A 16994-nucleotide genomic window follows, 5' to 3' on the forward strand; every position below is an offset into this window, starting at 1 on the left:
CATCACAGGCAAGCATTAGGTTTACGGTTGATTATAATTCAACCAATTTAGCATATTCATGGATTTAGAATTTGATCGCCAGCACATCTGGCACCCATATACGTCTACGACAAACCCACTTACCTGCTACCCCGTTGAGTCAGCAAGCGGCGTGACTCTCACTCTTGAAAATGGCACCAATCTTATAGATGGTATGTCATCTTGGTGGGCGACGATTCATGGCTACAATCACCCAGTTCTTAACGATGCTCTTCATGCTCAAACCCAAAAAATGGCGCATGTTATGTTTGGGGGCATTACCCACCAGCCGGCAATAGATCTTTGTAAAAGCCTCATTGAGCTTACACCCGATAATTTACAGCACGTTTTTCTCGCCGATTCGGGCTCTGTCGCTGTCGAAGTCAGCCTTAAAATGGCACTTCAATACTGGCATGCTCGCGGCGAAAGCAGACCTAAGTTTCTAACACTCTCCCATGGGTATCATGGCGACACCTTTGCCGCAATGTCCGTTACAGACCCAAATAACTCCATGCATAGCTTGTACAAAGGATTTTTACCTGAGCATATCTTTGCAACGTCACCGACGTGCGGTTTTTGGGATGAATGGCAGGAAAATGATATAATGGACTTCGCAAACAAATTGCGCTGCCATCATCAGGAAATCGCTGCGGTTATCTTAGAGCCAATTGTGCAAGGTGCTGGTGGAATGCGTCTTTATAATCCTATGTACCTTCAACGAGTCCGCGAGCTATGTGATGATTATGGGGTGTTACTCATTGCCGATGAAATCGCCACTGGCTTTGGCCGTACAGGAAAGCTCTTTGCGTGTGAGCACGCTAATATCAAACCCGACATTCTCTGCGTAGGCAAAGCGCTTACCGGTGGCTACATGACGCTATCTGCGACCTTAACGAGTAAGCATGTCGCAGATACTGTTTGTGGGGGGGAAGCGGGCTGCTTTATGCACGGTCCCACCTTCATGGCAAATCCACTTGCCTGTGCTGTCGCTAATGCCAGTCTTAATTTAATTAAGACTGGAGAATGGCAAACCCAGACGAGGGACATTCAGCGCTGGTTTGCACAGTATTTGCCTAAGCTTAAAGAGAGCACAAGAGTTAAAGATGTTCGCTGGCTTGGCGCCATTGGTGTAGTAGAAACCCACATACCGGTAAGAATGGATACTATTCAACAGCACTTTGTTGATCGAGGAGTTTGGATCCGACCGTTTGGTCGTCTAATTTACATGATGCCTCCGTTTATCAGCAATGAGGCTAATATTGCACAGCTGGTTAATGCCATTGAAAGTGCCCTGCTTCGTGATGATTGCTTCGCGTCTTAGCGCCGCACTAGTTTGACTTTTCCTAGCTGGCACAGCGCAACATTTATCATGGATGAGTATCTCCAACTGTCTGCCAAGTAAGAAATAAATCTCTTTTTTGGCGGATTTGCGACGTCTTCGATACAAAATGTTTTATCTCGAACTATGCTAAAAGTAGTCACTGAAGCAAAAGGACGTTGTCATGAAATACAAACATATACTCGTCGCACTTGAAGTCTCTGAAGACAGTAACGTGCTCATCAATCGAGCGGGCTCTCTTGCTGAGCAGTTTGACGCCGAGGTTTCTTTTATCCATATCGATGGAACTCATGGCGAGATTTACCCTGAACTGGTCGACATAAAAGAAAGCTCAGATGAGTGCCCTTTAAATGCTCATGTTTTGGAGCAATTAAAGGAATTTGAAAGTTCTGCGCAATACCCAGTAAAACACTTCCTTGTAGGGACTGGTGATCTGAGTACTAAGCTTCAAGACGCAATTCTAGAGCATAAAGTCGATCTGTTGATATGTGGCCACCATCATGATTTTTGGAGTAATCTCGTTTCTTACTCTAAGCACCTCATCAACAAATCACCTGTGGATATTCTTATTGTTCCAATCTAACTATCACAGATCGCTCTAGAACTGATTCAACATTGGTCATTTTGGTCATTTTGGTCAGAAGACGTTAGCGTAAGTGATTAACTTCGAGACATAAAAAAGCCCAGCATAAAGCTGGGCTTTTCATTTCTTGACGATTAACCGATGTGGGTCTTTCCGCCCATATACTTTTGTAAAGCCGTTGGGATTGCAATGCGGCCATCCGCTTCCTGGTTGTTTTCTAGAATAGCAACCATAGTACGGCCGACAGCAAGACCAGAACCATTTAGCGTGTGTACAAGCTCAGGCTTCTTTTCACCTTTACGGCGGAAACGAGCCTGCATACGACGAGCTTGGAAATCCCACATATTTGAGCAAGACGAAATCTCACGGTACGTTTCTTGTGCTGGCACCCAGACTTCAAGATCGTACGTCTTGCGAGCACCAAAGCCCATATCACCCGTACACAGCACTACTTTACGATAAGGCAACTCTAGAAGTTGTAATACTTTCTCGGCATGTCCAGTCAGTTCTTCTAGTGCGTTCATTGAATCTTCAGGTTTAGTGATCTGAACCAACTCAACTTTGTCGAATTGGTGCATACGGATCAAACCACGTGTATCACGGCCATATGACCCCGCTTCTGAACGGAAACAAGGAGTGTGAGCTGTCATCTTCAAAGGCAGGTCAGCCTCTTCAGTAATCGTATCGCGCACAAGGTTAGTCACCGGTACCTCTGCTGTCGGGATCAATGACAGTTTACGTGGCTCTTCATCACTCGCTTTTTCAGTTAGAGGTTCAGTATGGAAAAGATCTTTGCCAAATTTAGGCAGCTGACCAGTACCGAACAAGCTATCAGCGTTAACTAGGTACGGTACATACAATTCCGTATAACCGTGCTCTTCTGTGTGAAGATCAAGCATGAACTGAGCAATTGCGCGGTGTAGGCGAGCAAATTGACCTTTCATCACGATAAAGCGTGCGCCGGTAATTTTTGTTGCGCTTGCGAAATCGAGGCCATCACCCATTTCGCCTAAATCTACGTGATCTTTCACATCAAAGTCATAAGACTTTGGCTTACCCCAACGAGAAATCTCGACGTTTTCGTTTTCATCTTTGCCGTTAGGTACATCATCAGCTGGTACATTTGGTACTGATAATGTGATCTCTTCTAGTTGAGCCATCACTTCTGTTAGCTCGACCTTTTTCGCTTCAAGGTCACTACCTAGTGTACCGATCTGCTTTTTGATCTCTTCAGCACCTTCTTTGTCTCCAGCCGCCATTTTTTGACCGATCTGCTTGGAGATTGAATTACGCGTGGATTGTAAATTTTCAACTTCGACTTGAATCGACTTACGTTGCTCTTCAAGTTTACGAATAGTTTCTACGTCAAGGGCAAACCCACGACGTGCCAGTTTTTCAGCTGTTTCATCCAGCTCAGTACGAAGTAATTTAGAATCCAGCATTGCCAATCCTATGCTTTAATTTGTGAATTTTTCTACAAGCTGCGCAGTTTTTCGCCACTGTAGATAGTAATTTGTTAACCGAGTAAAGATAACGAAAAGCCACTACTTTTCATAGCGCTTTTGTGGGCTTTTTGCGTCTAAATTGGCCAGATAATCTAACTTTTCACCAATCTTGGTCTCAAGGCCTCGATTTGTTGGCTGATAGTAGCGTGTTCCTGCCATCTCTTCGGGTAAATAACGTTCTCCGGCTGCGTACGCGCCAGGTTCATCATGAGCATATCGATACTCTTGCCCGTAGCCCATGTCTTTCATCAATGATGTTGGTGCATTACGTAAGTGATGAGGAACCTCATACTCAGGAAGATTATGGGCATCGTTCAACGCCTGTTTCCATGCGGTATAAACGGCATTACTTTTCGGCGCACAGGCTAAATACACAACAGCTTGGGCCAATGCTCGCTCACCTTCAGCAGGCCCGACTCTCTGAAAACAATCCCAAGCAGACAACGCGACTTGCATGGCCCGAGGATCTGCGTTGCCTATATCTTCAGAGGCAATTGCAAGCAGTCGACGTGCAATGTAAAGAGGATCGCAACCCGCAGCCATCATTCTTGCCGACCAGTATAATGCCGCATCAGGGTTCGAACCTCGAATGGATTTATGAACAGCTGAAATCAGGTCGTACCAAATATCCCCTTTATTATCGAACCGACTCACTTTTTCACCGGCAACTTCCGCTAAAAGCTCTAAAGTGATTTGCTTGTCACCGGCTTCACTTTCTTCGGCCATGTCATACAAAAGCTCTAGGTAATTTAGCGACATTCGCGCATCGCCATTGACCAGTTCTGCCAACCGTTCGAGTACGTTATCGTGGAAGGTCGCGCCTATGTTTCCTAGCCCTCTGACGTCATCTGTGCGAGCTTGCTCCAGCACTTTAAGGATATCTTCGCTCGTCAATGACGTAAGTTTGTATACCCGCGCTCTCGATAGTAAAGCGTTATTCAATTCAAACGATGGATTTTCAGTGGTCGCGCCAATGAAAGTAACCGTGCCATCTTCGATGTGTGGCAGGAAGGCATCTTGCTGACTTTTATTAAAGCGATGCACCTCATCCACAAACAATATGGTGCGACGGCCTGTCTGTTTATTCTCGCGCGCCTTTTCTATGGCAAGCCGTATATCTTTGACCCCAGAGGTAACCGCCGATACTCGTTCGACTTCGGCACTCGCGTAATTTGCAGCCACTTCTGCCAATGTCGTCTTTCCGGTACCCGGTGGCCCCCAAAGAATCATAGAGTGCAACTGACCGGCTTCCAGTGCACGACGCAGTGGTTTGCCGCTGCCTAATATATGTTGCTGACCAATGTATTGCTCGACCGTTTCTGGCCGCATTCTAGCAGCAAGGGGACGAAAATCTTCGTCCCCTGCAAAATCAAGCGTGTAGTTAGTCACGGCTAATTTCTCTGATCATCAACGTCGACTCCATCAGGAACAACGAAAGAAAAACGTGACTGTGAGGGTTTACCCAGCTCTATATCACTAAATAAAAACTCACCCTTTTGTCCATCTTGCTCAATCACGGTAAATCCGAGTACTTGCCCTTTACCATCAATTTGAATTTGAAACTGCCCCTGCGTTGAATCTACTGCTTTAGGAGTCAACGTAAACACGTTGCCTTGCTGCTCAACTCGATAATTGTCCCAGTCACTTGAGCGATTTCGCGTCAAAAGTACAAAAGGCGTTTGCTCTGTCGCTTGCTCCTGCCAATAGATACTGACTTGTTCGATGAACGGACTGTAATACCACAAGCTCTCACCATCGGAAATCAACACATTTTCATCAGGCATCGTTGTCACCCAGCGAAATTTGCTTGGCCTAGCTATTTCTACATTGCCTTGACCTTCCATGACCAAGTCACCTTCGGGGCTGTATACCGCCTGAACAAACTTAGCACTAAAGCCATCATTCTGACTCAACCTAGTGCTCAGCTCTTGCTGAGGCGAAGCCATTACGGACACACTAAAAAACAGTAAAACGAACCACTTTTTCATTCTTTTTCCTCTTAGCTCAATCCGTAGATTATTCTCTAACTGGAGGTGGTGCTAACACCTCTCTGTTACCGTTATGACCAGGCGCACTGACAATACCTTGCGCTTCTAGTTGCTCAACAATTCTTGCCGCTCTGTTGTATCCAATTTTAAAACGCCTCTGAACTCCGGATACAGAGCCACGCCTTGACTGAACGACATGTTCCACAACCTGATCAAATAACGGATCCATCTCTTCGTCCCCTTCCATTTTTTCGCCTGGAAGCAGAGTATCTGGTGTTTGATCACCGCTGGTTATTTCTTCAATATAGTTAGGTTTCCCCCTAGCCTTCCAGTTGTTAACCACTGAATGCACGTCGTCATCGGAAGCAAACGCACCATGAACACGTGTCGTATGGCTCGAACCCGGAGGCAAATACAGCATATCACCCATGCCCAATAACGACTCAGCGCCTCCCTGATCCAAAATGGTTCTTGAATCCGTTTTGGTTGAAACTGTAAAGGCGACACGCGTTGGAATGTTAGCTTTGATCAGGCCAGTAATCACATCTACCGATGGTCGTTGTGTGGCTAGGATTAAGTGTACTCCAGCCGCTCGTGCTTTCTGTGCTAATCGGGCAATTAGCTCTTCTACTTTTTTACCGACCACCATCATAAGGTCGGCAAATTCATCAACGATCACCACGATATAAGGCAGTTTTTCTAGCAATGGGGCTTCCACATCCATGCTATCTCCCTCTTTCCAAAGCGGATCGTGAATTGGGTGACCAGCTTCAGCGGCCATCTTCAGCTTGTCGTTAAAGCCTTTGATGTTTCGCACGCCCAATGCGGACATTAGCTTGTAACGCCGTTCCATTTCACCCACACACCAACGTAATGCGTTTGAGGCGTCTTTCATGTCTGTAACGACTTCAGACAGTAGGTGTGGGATCCCTTCATAGACTGACAATTCCAGCATTTTCGGGTCAATCATAATAAAGCGAACTTCTTCTGGCGTTGCCTTATAGAGCATACTCAAGATCATCACATTGACACCAACGGACTTACCCGAGCCAGTTGTACCAGCAACCAATACATGAGGCATTTTAGAAAGGTCGGCAACCACAGCATCCCCCGCGATATCCTGCCCTAACACCACCGTTGTTGGCGACTTAGCATCCAGGAAAGCGGCGCTACCGACCACATCTGAAAAATACACGGTTTGACGGGTAATATTTGGTAATTCAAGCCCCACATAGGGCTTACCCGGTATGACTTCAACAACACGCACTGCCATCGCTGATAATGAACGAGCTAAATCCATCGACAATCCAGAAATTCGGCTCACCTTCACGCCAGGTGCTAAGTCCAGCTCAAAGCGGGTAATGACGGGGCCAGGGAAAATATCCACCACTTCAGCTTTGATTTTATAATCAGCTAATTTTGATTCAACCAATCGAGCGATAGCTTCGAGGGCATCGCGATCAATAAAATTCTCTCTTTTTTCTGGGTGGTAGAGCAACTCCAATGTCGGCATTGGTTCCGCCGGTTTTGGCAGATTTGCGTCTTTTTGAAGAAGGAATGGGTTCACCTTAGCTGCGGCGGTTTTTTGCGCCTCCTCAACCATAGATTGAAAAGCAGCAGCGTCCGGATCCACATCTTGCGTTTGGATCGAGCTCTCTCGTAGAGCCGTTTCTTCAACCTGCTCCGAAGATTGCTGGTCAAGCATATCTAGGCTCACTGTTGGCGCGATATGACCCGACGTTTCTTCCACCTCGATGTCATCCAAATGGGTAAAACGAGGATCAATATGGTTGGTCGCTTCGTCAACTTCCATATCATCCATCGCTGTATTCGTAACTGGCACAAAAGACCCCACCGGCTCTATCATTGGTTCAGCGATAGTCTGGTCGACAACGTCTTGATGGGCGATTCCTGTCGAATTGCTATCAGAAGCTCTCTCTAATTCCTGAGCTGTAGACTCACCTTGATCTGCAAAATCATCATCGCTTCGCGCAGCCAGTTCTAGCTCTTCAATCGTCGCGCCTAGTTGTTGGGTTCTTTCTTCAACCATAGATTCTTGTTGAATCCAAGGCGCTTCGCTAACACTTATCGATTCATATGACTCAGGTTCTTCGACCTCTGTCGCGTAGATGGCACGCTCAGGTGTTGAGGACGTCTGGTCTTGTTCTTCGTGATCAATAGCATAAATAGGCGCTTCACCTGGCTTGCTTATATTGCCAGCATCGGCAGTATTTTCTGGCATGTGTATATTGTAACGACGCTCTGCGGTTTCTAGCGTCTCTGCTGGCGTATCAACGTGTTCAAGATTGCCGACCTGCGGGGAAGAGCCATACGGCTGAGCAGTTTGCTGCAAGATGGGTTCATACACTTCTTCTTGGCTGCCTCTAAACTTGTTCACAACCGCTGCAAAAAGAACCAGTACTGACTGCCCTATCCACTCTACAATTCCTAACCATGAAATCCCAGTCAACAGAGTAAAGCCTGCGCCCCAAAGAAACAGCATAACAATCGTGGTGCCCAATACATTTAAGGTTGGCAATGACAAACTGGTAAGAACATCTCCTATCACGCCGCCAGACGAGAAATACCAGATATCATCAAAATTGATATCCGCTAAACCACAACTGGTTAAAATAAGTACCACTAAACCAAGAAGGCGTGTGCCCCAAAGCATGAGATCAATCGGTGCTTCATCGCTTCTGTCGCGAAAGAAGATCCACGCACTGAGCGCAACAAGAAGAGGGACAGGATAGGCAAGCGAACCAAAAGTAAAGAAAAGGGTGTCGGCTATCCACGCTCCTACGATACCGCCCGCGTTTTGAACATCTACTCCCAACGAGGTCTGTGACCATGAGGGATCAGCGGGATTGAAGGTCGCTAGCGATACCGCGAGTAAGATAGAGGTAAGCACGGCCAAGATGAAACAACATTCTCTCAACCGCTGAAATCCGTTTAGACGTGAAGACTGAGGCTCTTCACTCGTCTTGATAATAGTTTCGACTCTTCTTTTGTCCTGCTTGAACATAACCAACTTCTAATTATTGAAAACAGCCCGAGCGGCATAAGCCGCTCGGTGTATTCTTAGATTTAACCACATCAAGGTTAAAAACCCAATCTAGATAAAGAATAAAGCATGAATTTTCATGGCTTTGGTCAATATCCGGTTAGAATCATTCTAACGGGTTTTAATAACCAATTGGTTCGTCTGTTTGACTTCTTCCATAACCACGTATGTGCGAGTGTCATTAACACCAGGTAAACGTAGCAGCGTATCACCAAGAAGCTTACGATAAGCTCCCATATCCGATACCCTTGTTTTTAAAAGATAGTCGAAATCTCCCGATACCAGATGACATTCTTGAATATCATCCAGTTTCTGAACAGCTGTATTGAACTGCTCAAATACATCTGGAGCACCACGATTTAACGTAATTTCAACAAACACCAATAATGAAGCATCAAGGTACTGTGGGTTCAGCAATGCTGTATAGCCTGTAATATAACCTTGACGTTCTAGTCGACGCACACGCTCTAGACAAGGTGTAGGTGAGAGGCCTACACGTTTAGAGAGTTCAACATTAGATATGCGACCATCTTTTTGCAATTCATTAAGAATATTGCGATCGATACGGTCTAGTTCCTTGGACGGCTTTTTATAGTTCTCTGCCATTTTTTATTCCACCTTGTTACTTCCTTGCAAATAAAAATACTACAACTTCGTAATATTCAGTATCAAATTCCGTTAATTAGCTTCTATACTAGTTTGTAATTCGACAATAACACCCTACATACAGTTAATACAACCATAATATAATGAGGAGTCAGGATGATAATTGGCGTACCTAAAGAAATTAAAAACCATGAATACCGTGTTGGGATGATCCCTGCAAGCGTTAGAGAACTAACTTCACAAGGACACCAAGTCTACGTTGAAACTAACGCAGGTAATGGTATCGGTTTTTCAGACGATGATTACATCTCTGTAGGCGCATCCATACTTCCTACTGCTGCTGACGTTTTTTCGAAAGCAGACATGATCGTAAAGGTTAAAGAACCTCAGGCTGTCGAACGTGCAATGTTACGTGAAGGACAAATTTTATTCACTTATCTACACCTAGCACCAGATTTTCCACAAACTGAAGAGCTAATCAAGAGCAAAGCTGTCTGCATTGCCTATGAGACTGTAACAGATAATATGGGTCGCTTGCCACTATTAGCTCCAATGTCTGAGGTTGCGGGACGAATGTCTATTCAAGCAGGTGCACAAACATTAGAGAAATCTAACGGCGGAAGCGGCTTGCTACTTGGCGGCGTACCTGGGGTTGAGCCAGCTAAAGTCGTCGTTGTAGGCGGCGGTGTTGTAGGCGCAAACGCGGCGCGTATGGCTGTCGGGCTTCGCGCGGACGTAACGATTCTCGACCGAAATGTCGATACTCTGCGTCGCCTGGATGAAGAATTTCAAGGCCGAGCTAAAGTGGTTTATTCTACTGAAGATGCCATTGAGAAGCATGTTCTTACAGCTGACCTTGTGATTGGGGCCGTTCTTATCCCAGGCGCAGCAGCACCGAAATTGATCACCAAAGAGCACATCAAGCAAATGAAAACGGGCTCAGCTGTGGTAGACGTTGCAATCGACCAAGGTGGTTGTTTCGAAACCTCTCATGCAACCACACATGCGGAACCAACCTATATTGTTGATGACGTTGTCCACTACTGTGTCGCTAATATGCCAGGTGCGGTCGCGCGGACATCAACATTCGCACTCAATAACGCAACATTGCCATACATCATCAAGTTGGCAAACAAAGGCTACCAGCAGGCTCTGAGCGAAGACAAGGGCTTCATGGATGGTCTGAACGTAATTCACGGCAAAGTAACCTGTAAGGAAGTGGCAGAGAGCTTTGATCTTGAGTATGTTGAGCCTGAAAAAGCAATCGCCATGTTTAACTAACTGCGGCTAAGAATAAGTAAAGCGAGCTAATTATAGCTCGCTTTTTTGTTTTCAACTCTGCTGGCATGTAATAAGCAATTCCTCGGCGTCGTTTGGTAATCACAGAATGTTGAGACAGAAACCCTATAACCACTTTCCTTTAGATACAAAGCCTTATCTAGCAATAACCAGATTTCCAACGGCCTTCTAAAAGCACTTTGCACCAGACTATACGCCTCCATTCTCCAAAAACGCTGCTCGCCAATCGACGCGTACTTTGCGAAATCAACCGCAGGTAAAGACAACTGTTTTCTCTCGCAAGCCCAATAACAAAAAGCCTCAAAACCTTCGGATAGCAACGACTTTTTAATACTAGGCACTGGCATATAGTGGTCTATCAGACGTTCTTGTTGGCACAGCGCATCAAAACCCAGTCGATAACTCATTTCCTGCGCTCGATGACGCTGTACCCTCGCCCCTCCAGTGACGGTTTCTTGTAGTGGGATGCGTAACTCTGCACGTGTCAATGACAAGCCTGACTGCTGGGCGACTTTCGAAAGTGGTTGATATTCCTCACCTTGAATGAGGTGATAACAACATGGCGAGATAGTAATTGCTGGTAATTTCAAGTGACTGGCGTGACGAAGTAGAGTCACATGCAAATCGCCACAGGCGTGCAAGGCAACCGCATGTTGCTGCCCATTCATAGCGCTCATGGCTTGAACTGAGAATGCATCACCTTGGGTAAATTGCATATTCAGGCCAAGCTTGTCGGCTTCACTTTGCCCAATGTCACACAACGTCTGCTGATACTCAAAACTTGTGACTTTGTGTCCACTTTGGTGAGCTAATATGCGGCCCAGATATCCTTTTCCCGCACACCATTCAAGCCACTCTTGCCCTTGATGATGCTGCATACAGGACTGTCCCATACGCGTGATTTGACTCTGTTTACGCCCGGGTACACCCTTATCAAGTCCTCTTGGTAGAGCAAGTTCTGACTGGGGCAATTCTGGCAACACACACAATGACATTAGCTCATCAAGACATGGGATAAACTTAGAAAGAGAGTTGTTACAACGCTCACGGTTGAACTTGAGGAGTTCAATCTCGCGGGAAGACAAGCCAGCGAACCACTCGCCCAACTCGGACTGAGAGTTACTCCATTTGTTGTTACTGTCCATAGCCAGGAAGAAGGGCTCTATACGCCAAAGATCTTGGTGTTTATGTAACAGTTCAGTGAGCGTTTGAAAAGTGTTGAGCATGCTTCCCCCTATTCGATGTGATCGATTTTAGGGGGAAGCGTGTGAGATAGGAAGTAAAGATTTATCGGACAGGCAGTTCGATGTCCTTAAACATTTCTTCAATTTCCTCATTAGATTTAAGAGACATGGCGCGTTCTACAACAGGCTTTGTCAGATGCGGTGCAAATCTTTCCATAAAATCATACATATAGGTTCGAAGGAATGTCCCCTTTCTAAACCCAATACTGGTCGTGCTAGCACCAAAAATATGGCTAGCATCAATCGCCACCAAATCGGTGTCTTGCTCTTTATCGATCGCCATACTTGCGATAACACCAACCCCAATGCCCATTCGAACATAGGTTTTGATGACATCGGCATCAGTGGCTGTAAATACAACCTTTGGCGTCAAACCGACCTTGTTAAAGGCAGTGTCCAACTCTGAGCGACCTGTAAAGCCGAAAACATAAGTAACAAGTGAATAACCCGCTAAATCTTCAATCCCAATCTGTTTCTTCTGTGCCAAAGGGTGGTCTTTAGGGACAACAATCGAGCGATTCCAATGATAGCAAGGAAGCATGATCGCGTCTTGATACAAGTGTAAAGCTTCGGTAGCAATGGCAAAGTTCGCGGTTCCTTTAGCAACCGCTTCTGACATTTGGCTCGGTGTTCCCTGATGCATATGTAACGACACTTTAGGATAGCGAGCGGTAAACCCTTTAATCACTTCAGGCAAGGCATAACGGGCTTGAGTGTGGGTGGTAGAAATATTCAATGTCCCCATCTCTGGGTGGGTATGTTCTCCGGCTACGGCTTTTATGCTCTCAACGCGGGACAGTATTTCTTGAGAAATACGAATGATGTCTTGACCAGCGGGAGTCACTTGAGTCAAGTGTTTGCCACTGCGCTCAAAGATTTGGATGCCAAGTTCATCTTCCAAAAGACGAACCTGCTTACTAATGCCGGGCTGAGATGTATAAAGACTTTCTGCAGTCGCCGACACATTTAGGTTATGGTTAACGACTTCAACAATGTACTTGAGCTGCTGTAACTTCATATCACCCTCGTATTCCTTTACTTACTGGCAAAGTAAACGAAGGCTAATATCCGTTTACCTTAAGCATATAATTATTTGTTATAACGAAAATTGGAGCAAAATAACAGCTATTTTTGTCTTCAGCCACAATAAAGCGACTCTCAGAAACTGAGAATCCCTTCAAGTTAATCTCTTATTGCGCACAAAATTTACACCAATCCTATGAAATTTTTCACTTTACCCCTCAATATGTTACTTCCTTATACAGATAGCCTTGAGTTTCGTGTATCCTGTTTTGTTGAAAATTCTAGAACATGTCGTAGATACAGAAAGTTATGAATATTGGTTTAATTATTGCCCTGGTTGCGTTATTACTGGTCCTTGTATTGGGCTACAATATTATGTTGCAGTATAAGCTGAAAATGGAAGCAACCAGAAGACAGGAGTCGGCACGCTATGTTGCAATTATTGATGCAACAGAAGAACTCATCGGAGGGGCGAGCCATATTCCTTTTAGTAAAGAGCTTATGCTTTGCCTAAATAACCGTATTTTGGATTCGCTGACTCACATGCTTGATCTTGATCCAAAGAACAAGCACCTAGCGCAGCGCGTTGAGGCCGCCCAACAGCAAATTCAGACACTATCAGAAACCTACCAGAGCAGTGATGCGGTTACCTTTAAAGTACCTTCTAGCGACAAACAAGCGATTATCATGCTCAAGCTGGTAAAGCGATTGCGCGACACAATTCGAACTGAGCATAATAAAGGCAAGATCGATACTCAGTCATATATGGTAGAAAACGCGCGCCTCGAAACCATTCAAATTCGAATTAACATCGAGAATGTAGTTAAACGAGCCAATGAATCGGTGACAAAAGGCCAATATGGTACCGCTTTGCAGCTCCTGAAAAAGGGCATTGATGCACTCAGCACTAAGAATGATAATTACTCAATTCATGCTCGCGAAAAGCTCAGCACCATGTATCAAGAACTTGAGGATAACCGTACTCAAAAATCTCAAAGTGATACTCAGCAGCAAGTAGACCGTGAGAGAAATGAAGATATGGATGCGCTATTTGGCGAGAAGAAAAAGTGGTAGTATCCTAACCTCAATAATAAAACGAATGAAAAGGTCGCCAATGCGACCTTTTTTGTACGACAAATATAAGAAAGCTCAGTAGTCATGATTAACCAAGCTCAAATCAACCAAATCCTGTCACCAATCAACCAGTTTTTGCATTGCGAAACACCTGATGAGTGGGTCTATGAAGCGAAAAAGCCCGAGAACCTGAAAATTATTCTCATCGACCATCTATTGTGCGAACTAAAAGCAGGCCAGTCTGCGATGTTTTTAATACGCAAATATGCCGTAGATGCAGATAGCGCCGCTACGCTGCTTGATTGGTTTAAACCGTATGAAGATTTTGCCTATCGTAAGATTGGTAACTTAGACTCTTTAAAAGGTAAGAGCAATATTTCTAAGTCTATTATGGCAAAGAGTAACTCTCCTTATAGCCAGGAGCTAATAGACAAAATGGTATTACTCATCAAAGAAGAGTTGCACCATTTTTATCAAGTTCTAGAAATCATGACCGACCGCGGAATCGATTATCATACGATACCTGCTGGACGTTATGCCAAAGGCTTACTGTCTCACATGACAACCTACGAACCTAACACTCTTATTGATAAGCTCATTGTTGGAGCCTACATCGAAGCTCGATCGTGTGAACGCTTTGCAAAGCTCGCACCGCATATGGATGACGATATTGCTAAGTTTTACATTTCGTTACTGCGCTCTGAAGCAAGACATTACCAGGATTACCTCACTTTAGCAGAGCAGATTGCTGGGCATGATATCAGTGAACGCGTCCGCTTTTTAGGTCAGGTCGAGGCTGATCTTATCTCTACCATCGATGATGACTTTAAATTCCACAGCGGCATTCCTAGCGCAGATTAATCAACTAAGTAAGCCGCCTCAACAGACGGCTTTCTTCATTTTATGTACGGCGATAACGCGTTTATACCAAGGTAGCGTTAATCTCCGTTAGAACGCGCGCTGGATCAATAGCCTGGGTAATTGGTCGACCAATCACCAAGTAATCTGAACCCGATTTGATCGCCATCTCAGGCGTCATGATACGCTTTTGGTCACCAACATCAGCGCCTGCCGGGCGGATCCCTGGCGTTACCAATTTAAAGTCGTTACCTAGTTCCGCTTTTAGCATGCTTGACTCTTGGGCAGAACATACAACACCATCAAGGCCCGCATTTTTCGTCAAGTTAGCCAAACGTAATACGTGCTCCTGAGGTGCCACATTAATACCGATGCCGTTTAAATCCGATTGCTCCATACTGGTCAATACCGTCACACCAATAAGCATTGGTCGATCTTTGCCATATGGCTCAAGGATCTCTCTTGATGCTGCCATCATGCGCTCACCACCGCTCGCATGAACGTTAACCATCCACACCCCCAGTTCCGCAGCAGCCCTAACCGCTTTTGAACACGTATTTGGAATGTCATGAAACTTCAGGTCGAGAAATACAGAGAAACCACGTTTGTGAAGCTCTCGAACAAAGTCAGGGCCAAAGAGTGTAAACATTTCTTTGCCGACTTTCAGGCGGCAAGAGCTTGGGTCAATTTTGTCAACAAAAGCTAGCGCGTCACTTTGGTTTGCATAATCCAACGCTACAATCACTTTTTGGTCAATCATCTCCGCTCCTCACTTAAATAGCTGGGTAACCTACCCAAAAAAAACAGCCTTATCGGCTGTAACTAAATCGTTTTAATAGAAAAATGGCCTATTCGCCATCTAACCCTCTAATAGGCTTGATCGTACCCCATCCTTTGCATGAAGGACAATGCCAGTATAATGAATGGGTCGAAAAACCACATTTACGGCATCGATAATGGGGTTTCACTTTCAGTTGCTCACCCACCAGCGACTGTAAGGTGGTCAAGCTTTCTTTCGCTCGCCCTTCTTCAGCATCCGCCAAATGATAGTCCATTAGACGATAAAAGCCTTTCATTGTTGGGTTTTTCACTAATTGCCTAGTCAGAATTGCCTGTGCGGCGCCTACACCATCATGTTGCGCGACCATTTGCGTCAACATAAGCTCTGCAGATACACCAGTACCTTTTGCTATACAAGCTCTTAGAAACTCGATTAAGCCCTGCTCTTGGCCATAGTTATGGTAACACTCAGCCAAAGTCGGTAGCACTTCACTTACAAAATCTTTATCTTGTTCAAGGACATTTTCTAATTGCTCAATCGTTCTACCGTATTCTTCGTCTTCAAGGTAGATTCGCCCTATAGCAATACTTGCCCTAACACATCTAGGGTCAACGGTGAGCGCTTTTTTGAAATACTGCATTGCCTTTGTATTTTGGCCATCGGCCTTCTCAATCATGGCTAATTCACACATGAAATGCGCAATGTCTGTTTTGACTTTTTTCTTACCCATTTTTTGTAGCGCTAGTGCATACTCAATGGCTTTTGGCCACTCTCTTGTCTGTTGGTATATTGCAACCAATTGAGTTAGAGCACCCTCTCGGTGATCCGGTTCATTAACCAATTGAACAAAAATCTTTTCTGCGCGGTCGAGAAAGCCAGACACCATGTAGTCTTTTGCTAACTGTTGCAGTGCGAGATTTTTTTGCTCTATTGTTAGACCTGAGCGAGAGATTAAATTCTGGTGAATACGGATTGCACGGTCGACCTCTCCTCTTGAACGAAAGAGGTTACCTAACGCCAGATGAGTATCAATGGTTTCATCGTCGACTTGCAATAGTTCAATGAAGTGATCAACCGCTTTGTCTGACTGATCAGACAATAGGAGATTCAGACCCGTCATATATTGACGAGATATTTGGTGGGACTGTTCTTGCCTATTATGCCTTGCACTACGGTGGCCCATGTACCATCCATAGGCCGCTGCAATTGGTAATAGCAAGAAAAGAAGCTCAAGCATTTAAAGTATTAACCTTTACCCTACGCGTTGCTTTTTACTATGTCTTTGCTTTCGCTCGGAGCATGCTTAGCAAGCTGCTTACGAAGCTTTCTTACTTTAAGTTGAGACTTAAGATGTAAAGAACCAAAAATCACCCAAGAAAGAACAAAGCCAGCCACAAAGACGACACCTAGCAAGGTAGAAAGGTGGAAATCTCCCTGAGCAATTAGGTAATTAAACGTAACTACCGCTTGGTTTTGAGATCCTAGTGCCAAAGTGATTAAGAAAAGCGCGATTACTAAAATTATTTTTATAATTTTCATTGTTCATTACCACAGTCATTGGATTGCTAAGATTATGCAGGAAATTAGAGAAACACTCCATGCTTACAAGCAA

The 16994-nt window shown here is 45.0% G+C and carries 15 protein-coding genes; 5 read left to right on the plus strand and 10 right to left on the minus strand.

Going from position 1 to position 16994, the window contains the following annotated elements; translation table 11 throughout:
• Positions 1–58: 58 nt before the first annotated feature.
• Positions 59–1339: an adenosylmethionine--8-amino-7-oxononanoate transaminase gene (gene bioA, locus LNL84_RS01025; RefSeq protein WP_244354403.1), complete on the plus strand. Its 1281-nt coding sequence runs from the start codon at positions 59–61 to the stop codon at positions 1337–1339.
• A 181-nt stretch (positions 1340–1520) separates the two neighbouring features.
• Positions 1521–1940: a universal stress protein gene (locus LNL84_RS01030; RefSeq protein ID WP_244354405.1), complete on the plus strand. Its 420-nt coding sequence runs from the start codon at positions 1521–1523 to the stop codon at positions 1938–1940.
• 134 nt (positions 1941–2074) lie between these two features.
• On the opposite strand, the gene serS is transcribed toward LNL84_RS01030, so the two are convergent.
• The 5 genes from serS to lrp form a co-directional block, all read right to left on the minus strand.
• A complete protein-coding gene (gene serS, locus LNL84_RS01035; protein ID WP_244354407.1) occupies positions 2075–3382 on the minus strand; it encodes a serine--tRNA ligase in 1308 nt (435 codons plus the stop codon).
• Positions 3383–3484: 102 nt separating this feature from the next.
• Positions 3485–4834 (minus strand): replication-associated recombination protein A, encoded by a 1350-nt coding sequence (locus LNL84_RS01040; protein ID WP_244354409.1) that lies wholly within the window; start codon positions 4832–4834, stop codon positions 3485–3487.
• A 2-nt stretch (positions 4835–4836) separates the two neighbouring features.
• Positions 4837–5433: an outer membrane lipoprotein periplasmic chaperone LolA gene (lolA, locus tag LNL84_RS01045; protein ID WP_244354411.1), complete on the minus strand. Its 597-nt coding sequence runs from the start codon at positions 5431–5433 to the stop codon at positions 4837–4839.
• Between the two features lie 28 nt (positions 5434–5461).
• Positions 5462–8458: a DNA translocase FtsK gene (locus tag LNL84_RS01050; protein WP_244354413.1), complete on the minus strand. Its 2997-nt coding sequence runs from the start codon at positions 8456–8458 to the stop codon at positions 5462–5464.
• 150 nt (positions 8459–8608) lie between these two features.
• On the minus strand, positions 8609–9103 hold the full coding sequence (gene lrp, locus LNL84_RS01055; RefSeq protein WP_137355864.1) for a leucine-responsive transcriptional regulator Lrp: 495 nt from the start codon (positions 9101–9103) through the stop codon (positions 8609–8611).
• Positions 9104–9259: 156 nt separating this feature from the next.
• Here lrp and ald point away from each other — a divergent pair, with 156 nt between their 5' ends.
• Complete coding sequence (ald, locus tag LNL84_RS01060; RefSeq protein ID WP_244354416.1) at positions 9260–10384, plus strand: alanine dehydrogenase; 1125 nt, start codon at positions 9260–9262, stop codon at positions 10382–10384.
• Positions 10385–10410: 26 nt separating this feature from the next.
• On the opposite strand, the gene LNL84_RS01065 is transcribed toward ald, so the two are convergent.
• The gene (locus LNL84_RS01065) at positions 10411–11628 is read right to left on the minus strand and encodes a methyltransferase (RefSeq protein ID WP_244354418.1); all 1218 of its coding nucleotides are present in this window, start codon (positions 11626–11628) and stop codon (positions 10411–10413) included.
• Between the two features lie 61 nt (positions 11629–11689).
• Positions 11690–12664, minus strand: coding sequence for an HTH-type transcriptional regulator CysB (gene cysB / locus LNL84_RS01070; RefSeq protein ID WP_244354421.1), 975 nt, complete (start codon positions 12662–12664; stop codon positions 11690–11692).
• Between the two features lie 314 nt (positions 12665–12978).
• On the opposite strand from cysB, the gene LNL84_RS01075 reads away from it, so the two are divergent.
• Both LNL84_RS01075 and miaE read left to right on the plus strand, forming a co-directional pair.
• On the plus strand, positions 12979–13743 hold the full coding sequence (locus LNL84_RS01075) for a DNA repair protein (protein WP_244354423.1): 765 nt from the start codon (positions 12979–12981) through the stop codon (positions 13741–13743).
• 84 nt (positions 13744–13827) lie between these two features.
• Complete coding sequence (miaE, locus tag LNL84_RS01080; RefSeq protein WP_244354425.1) at positions 13828–14604, plus strand: tRNA isopentenyl-2-thiomethyl-A-37 hydroxylase MiaE; 777 nt, start codon at positions 13828–13830, stop codon at positions 14602–14604.
• Positions 14605–14665: 61 nt separating this feature from the next.
• On the opposite strand, the gene pyrF is transcribed toward miaE, so the two are convergent.
• From pyrF to LNL84_RS01095, 3 genes are all read right to left on the minus strand, one after another.
• Complete coding sequence (pyrF, locus tag LNL84_RS01085; protein WP_244354427.1) at positions 14666–15361, minus strand: orotidine-5'-phosphate decarboxylase; 696 nt, start codon at positions 15359–15361, stop codon at positions 14666–14668.
• Between the two features lie 88 nt (positions 15362–15449).
• A complete protein-coding gene (gene lapB, locus LNL84_RS01090; RefSeq protein ID WP_244354429.1) occupies positions 15450–16619 on the minus strand; it encodes a lipopolysaccharide assembly protein LapB in 1170 nt (389 codons plus the stop codon).
• 20 nt (positions 16620–16639) lie between these two features.
• Positions 16640–16921, minus strand: a complete 282-nt coding sequence (locus tag LNL84_RS01095) for a LapA family protein (protein WP_244354431.1) — start codon at positions 16919–16921, stop codon at positions 16640–16642.
• Positions 16922–16994 lie beyond the last annotated feature (73 nt).

Source organism: Vibrio gelatinilyticus (genome assembly GCF_022836845.1).
Classification (GTDB): domain Bacteria; phylum Pseudomonadota; class Gammaproteobacteria; order Enterobacterales; family Vibrionaceae; genus Vibrio; species Vibrio gelatinilyticus.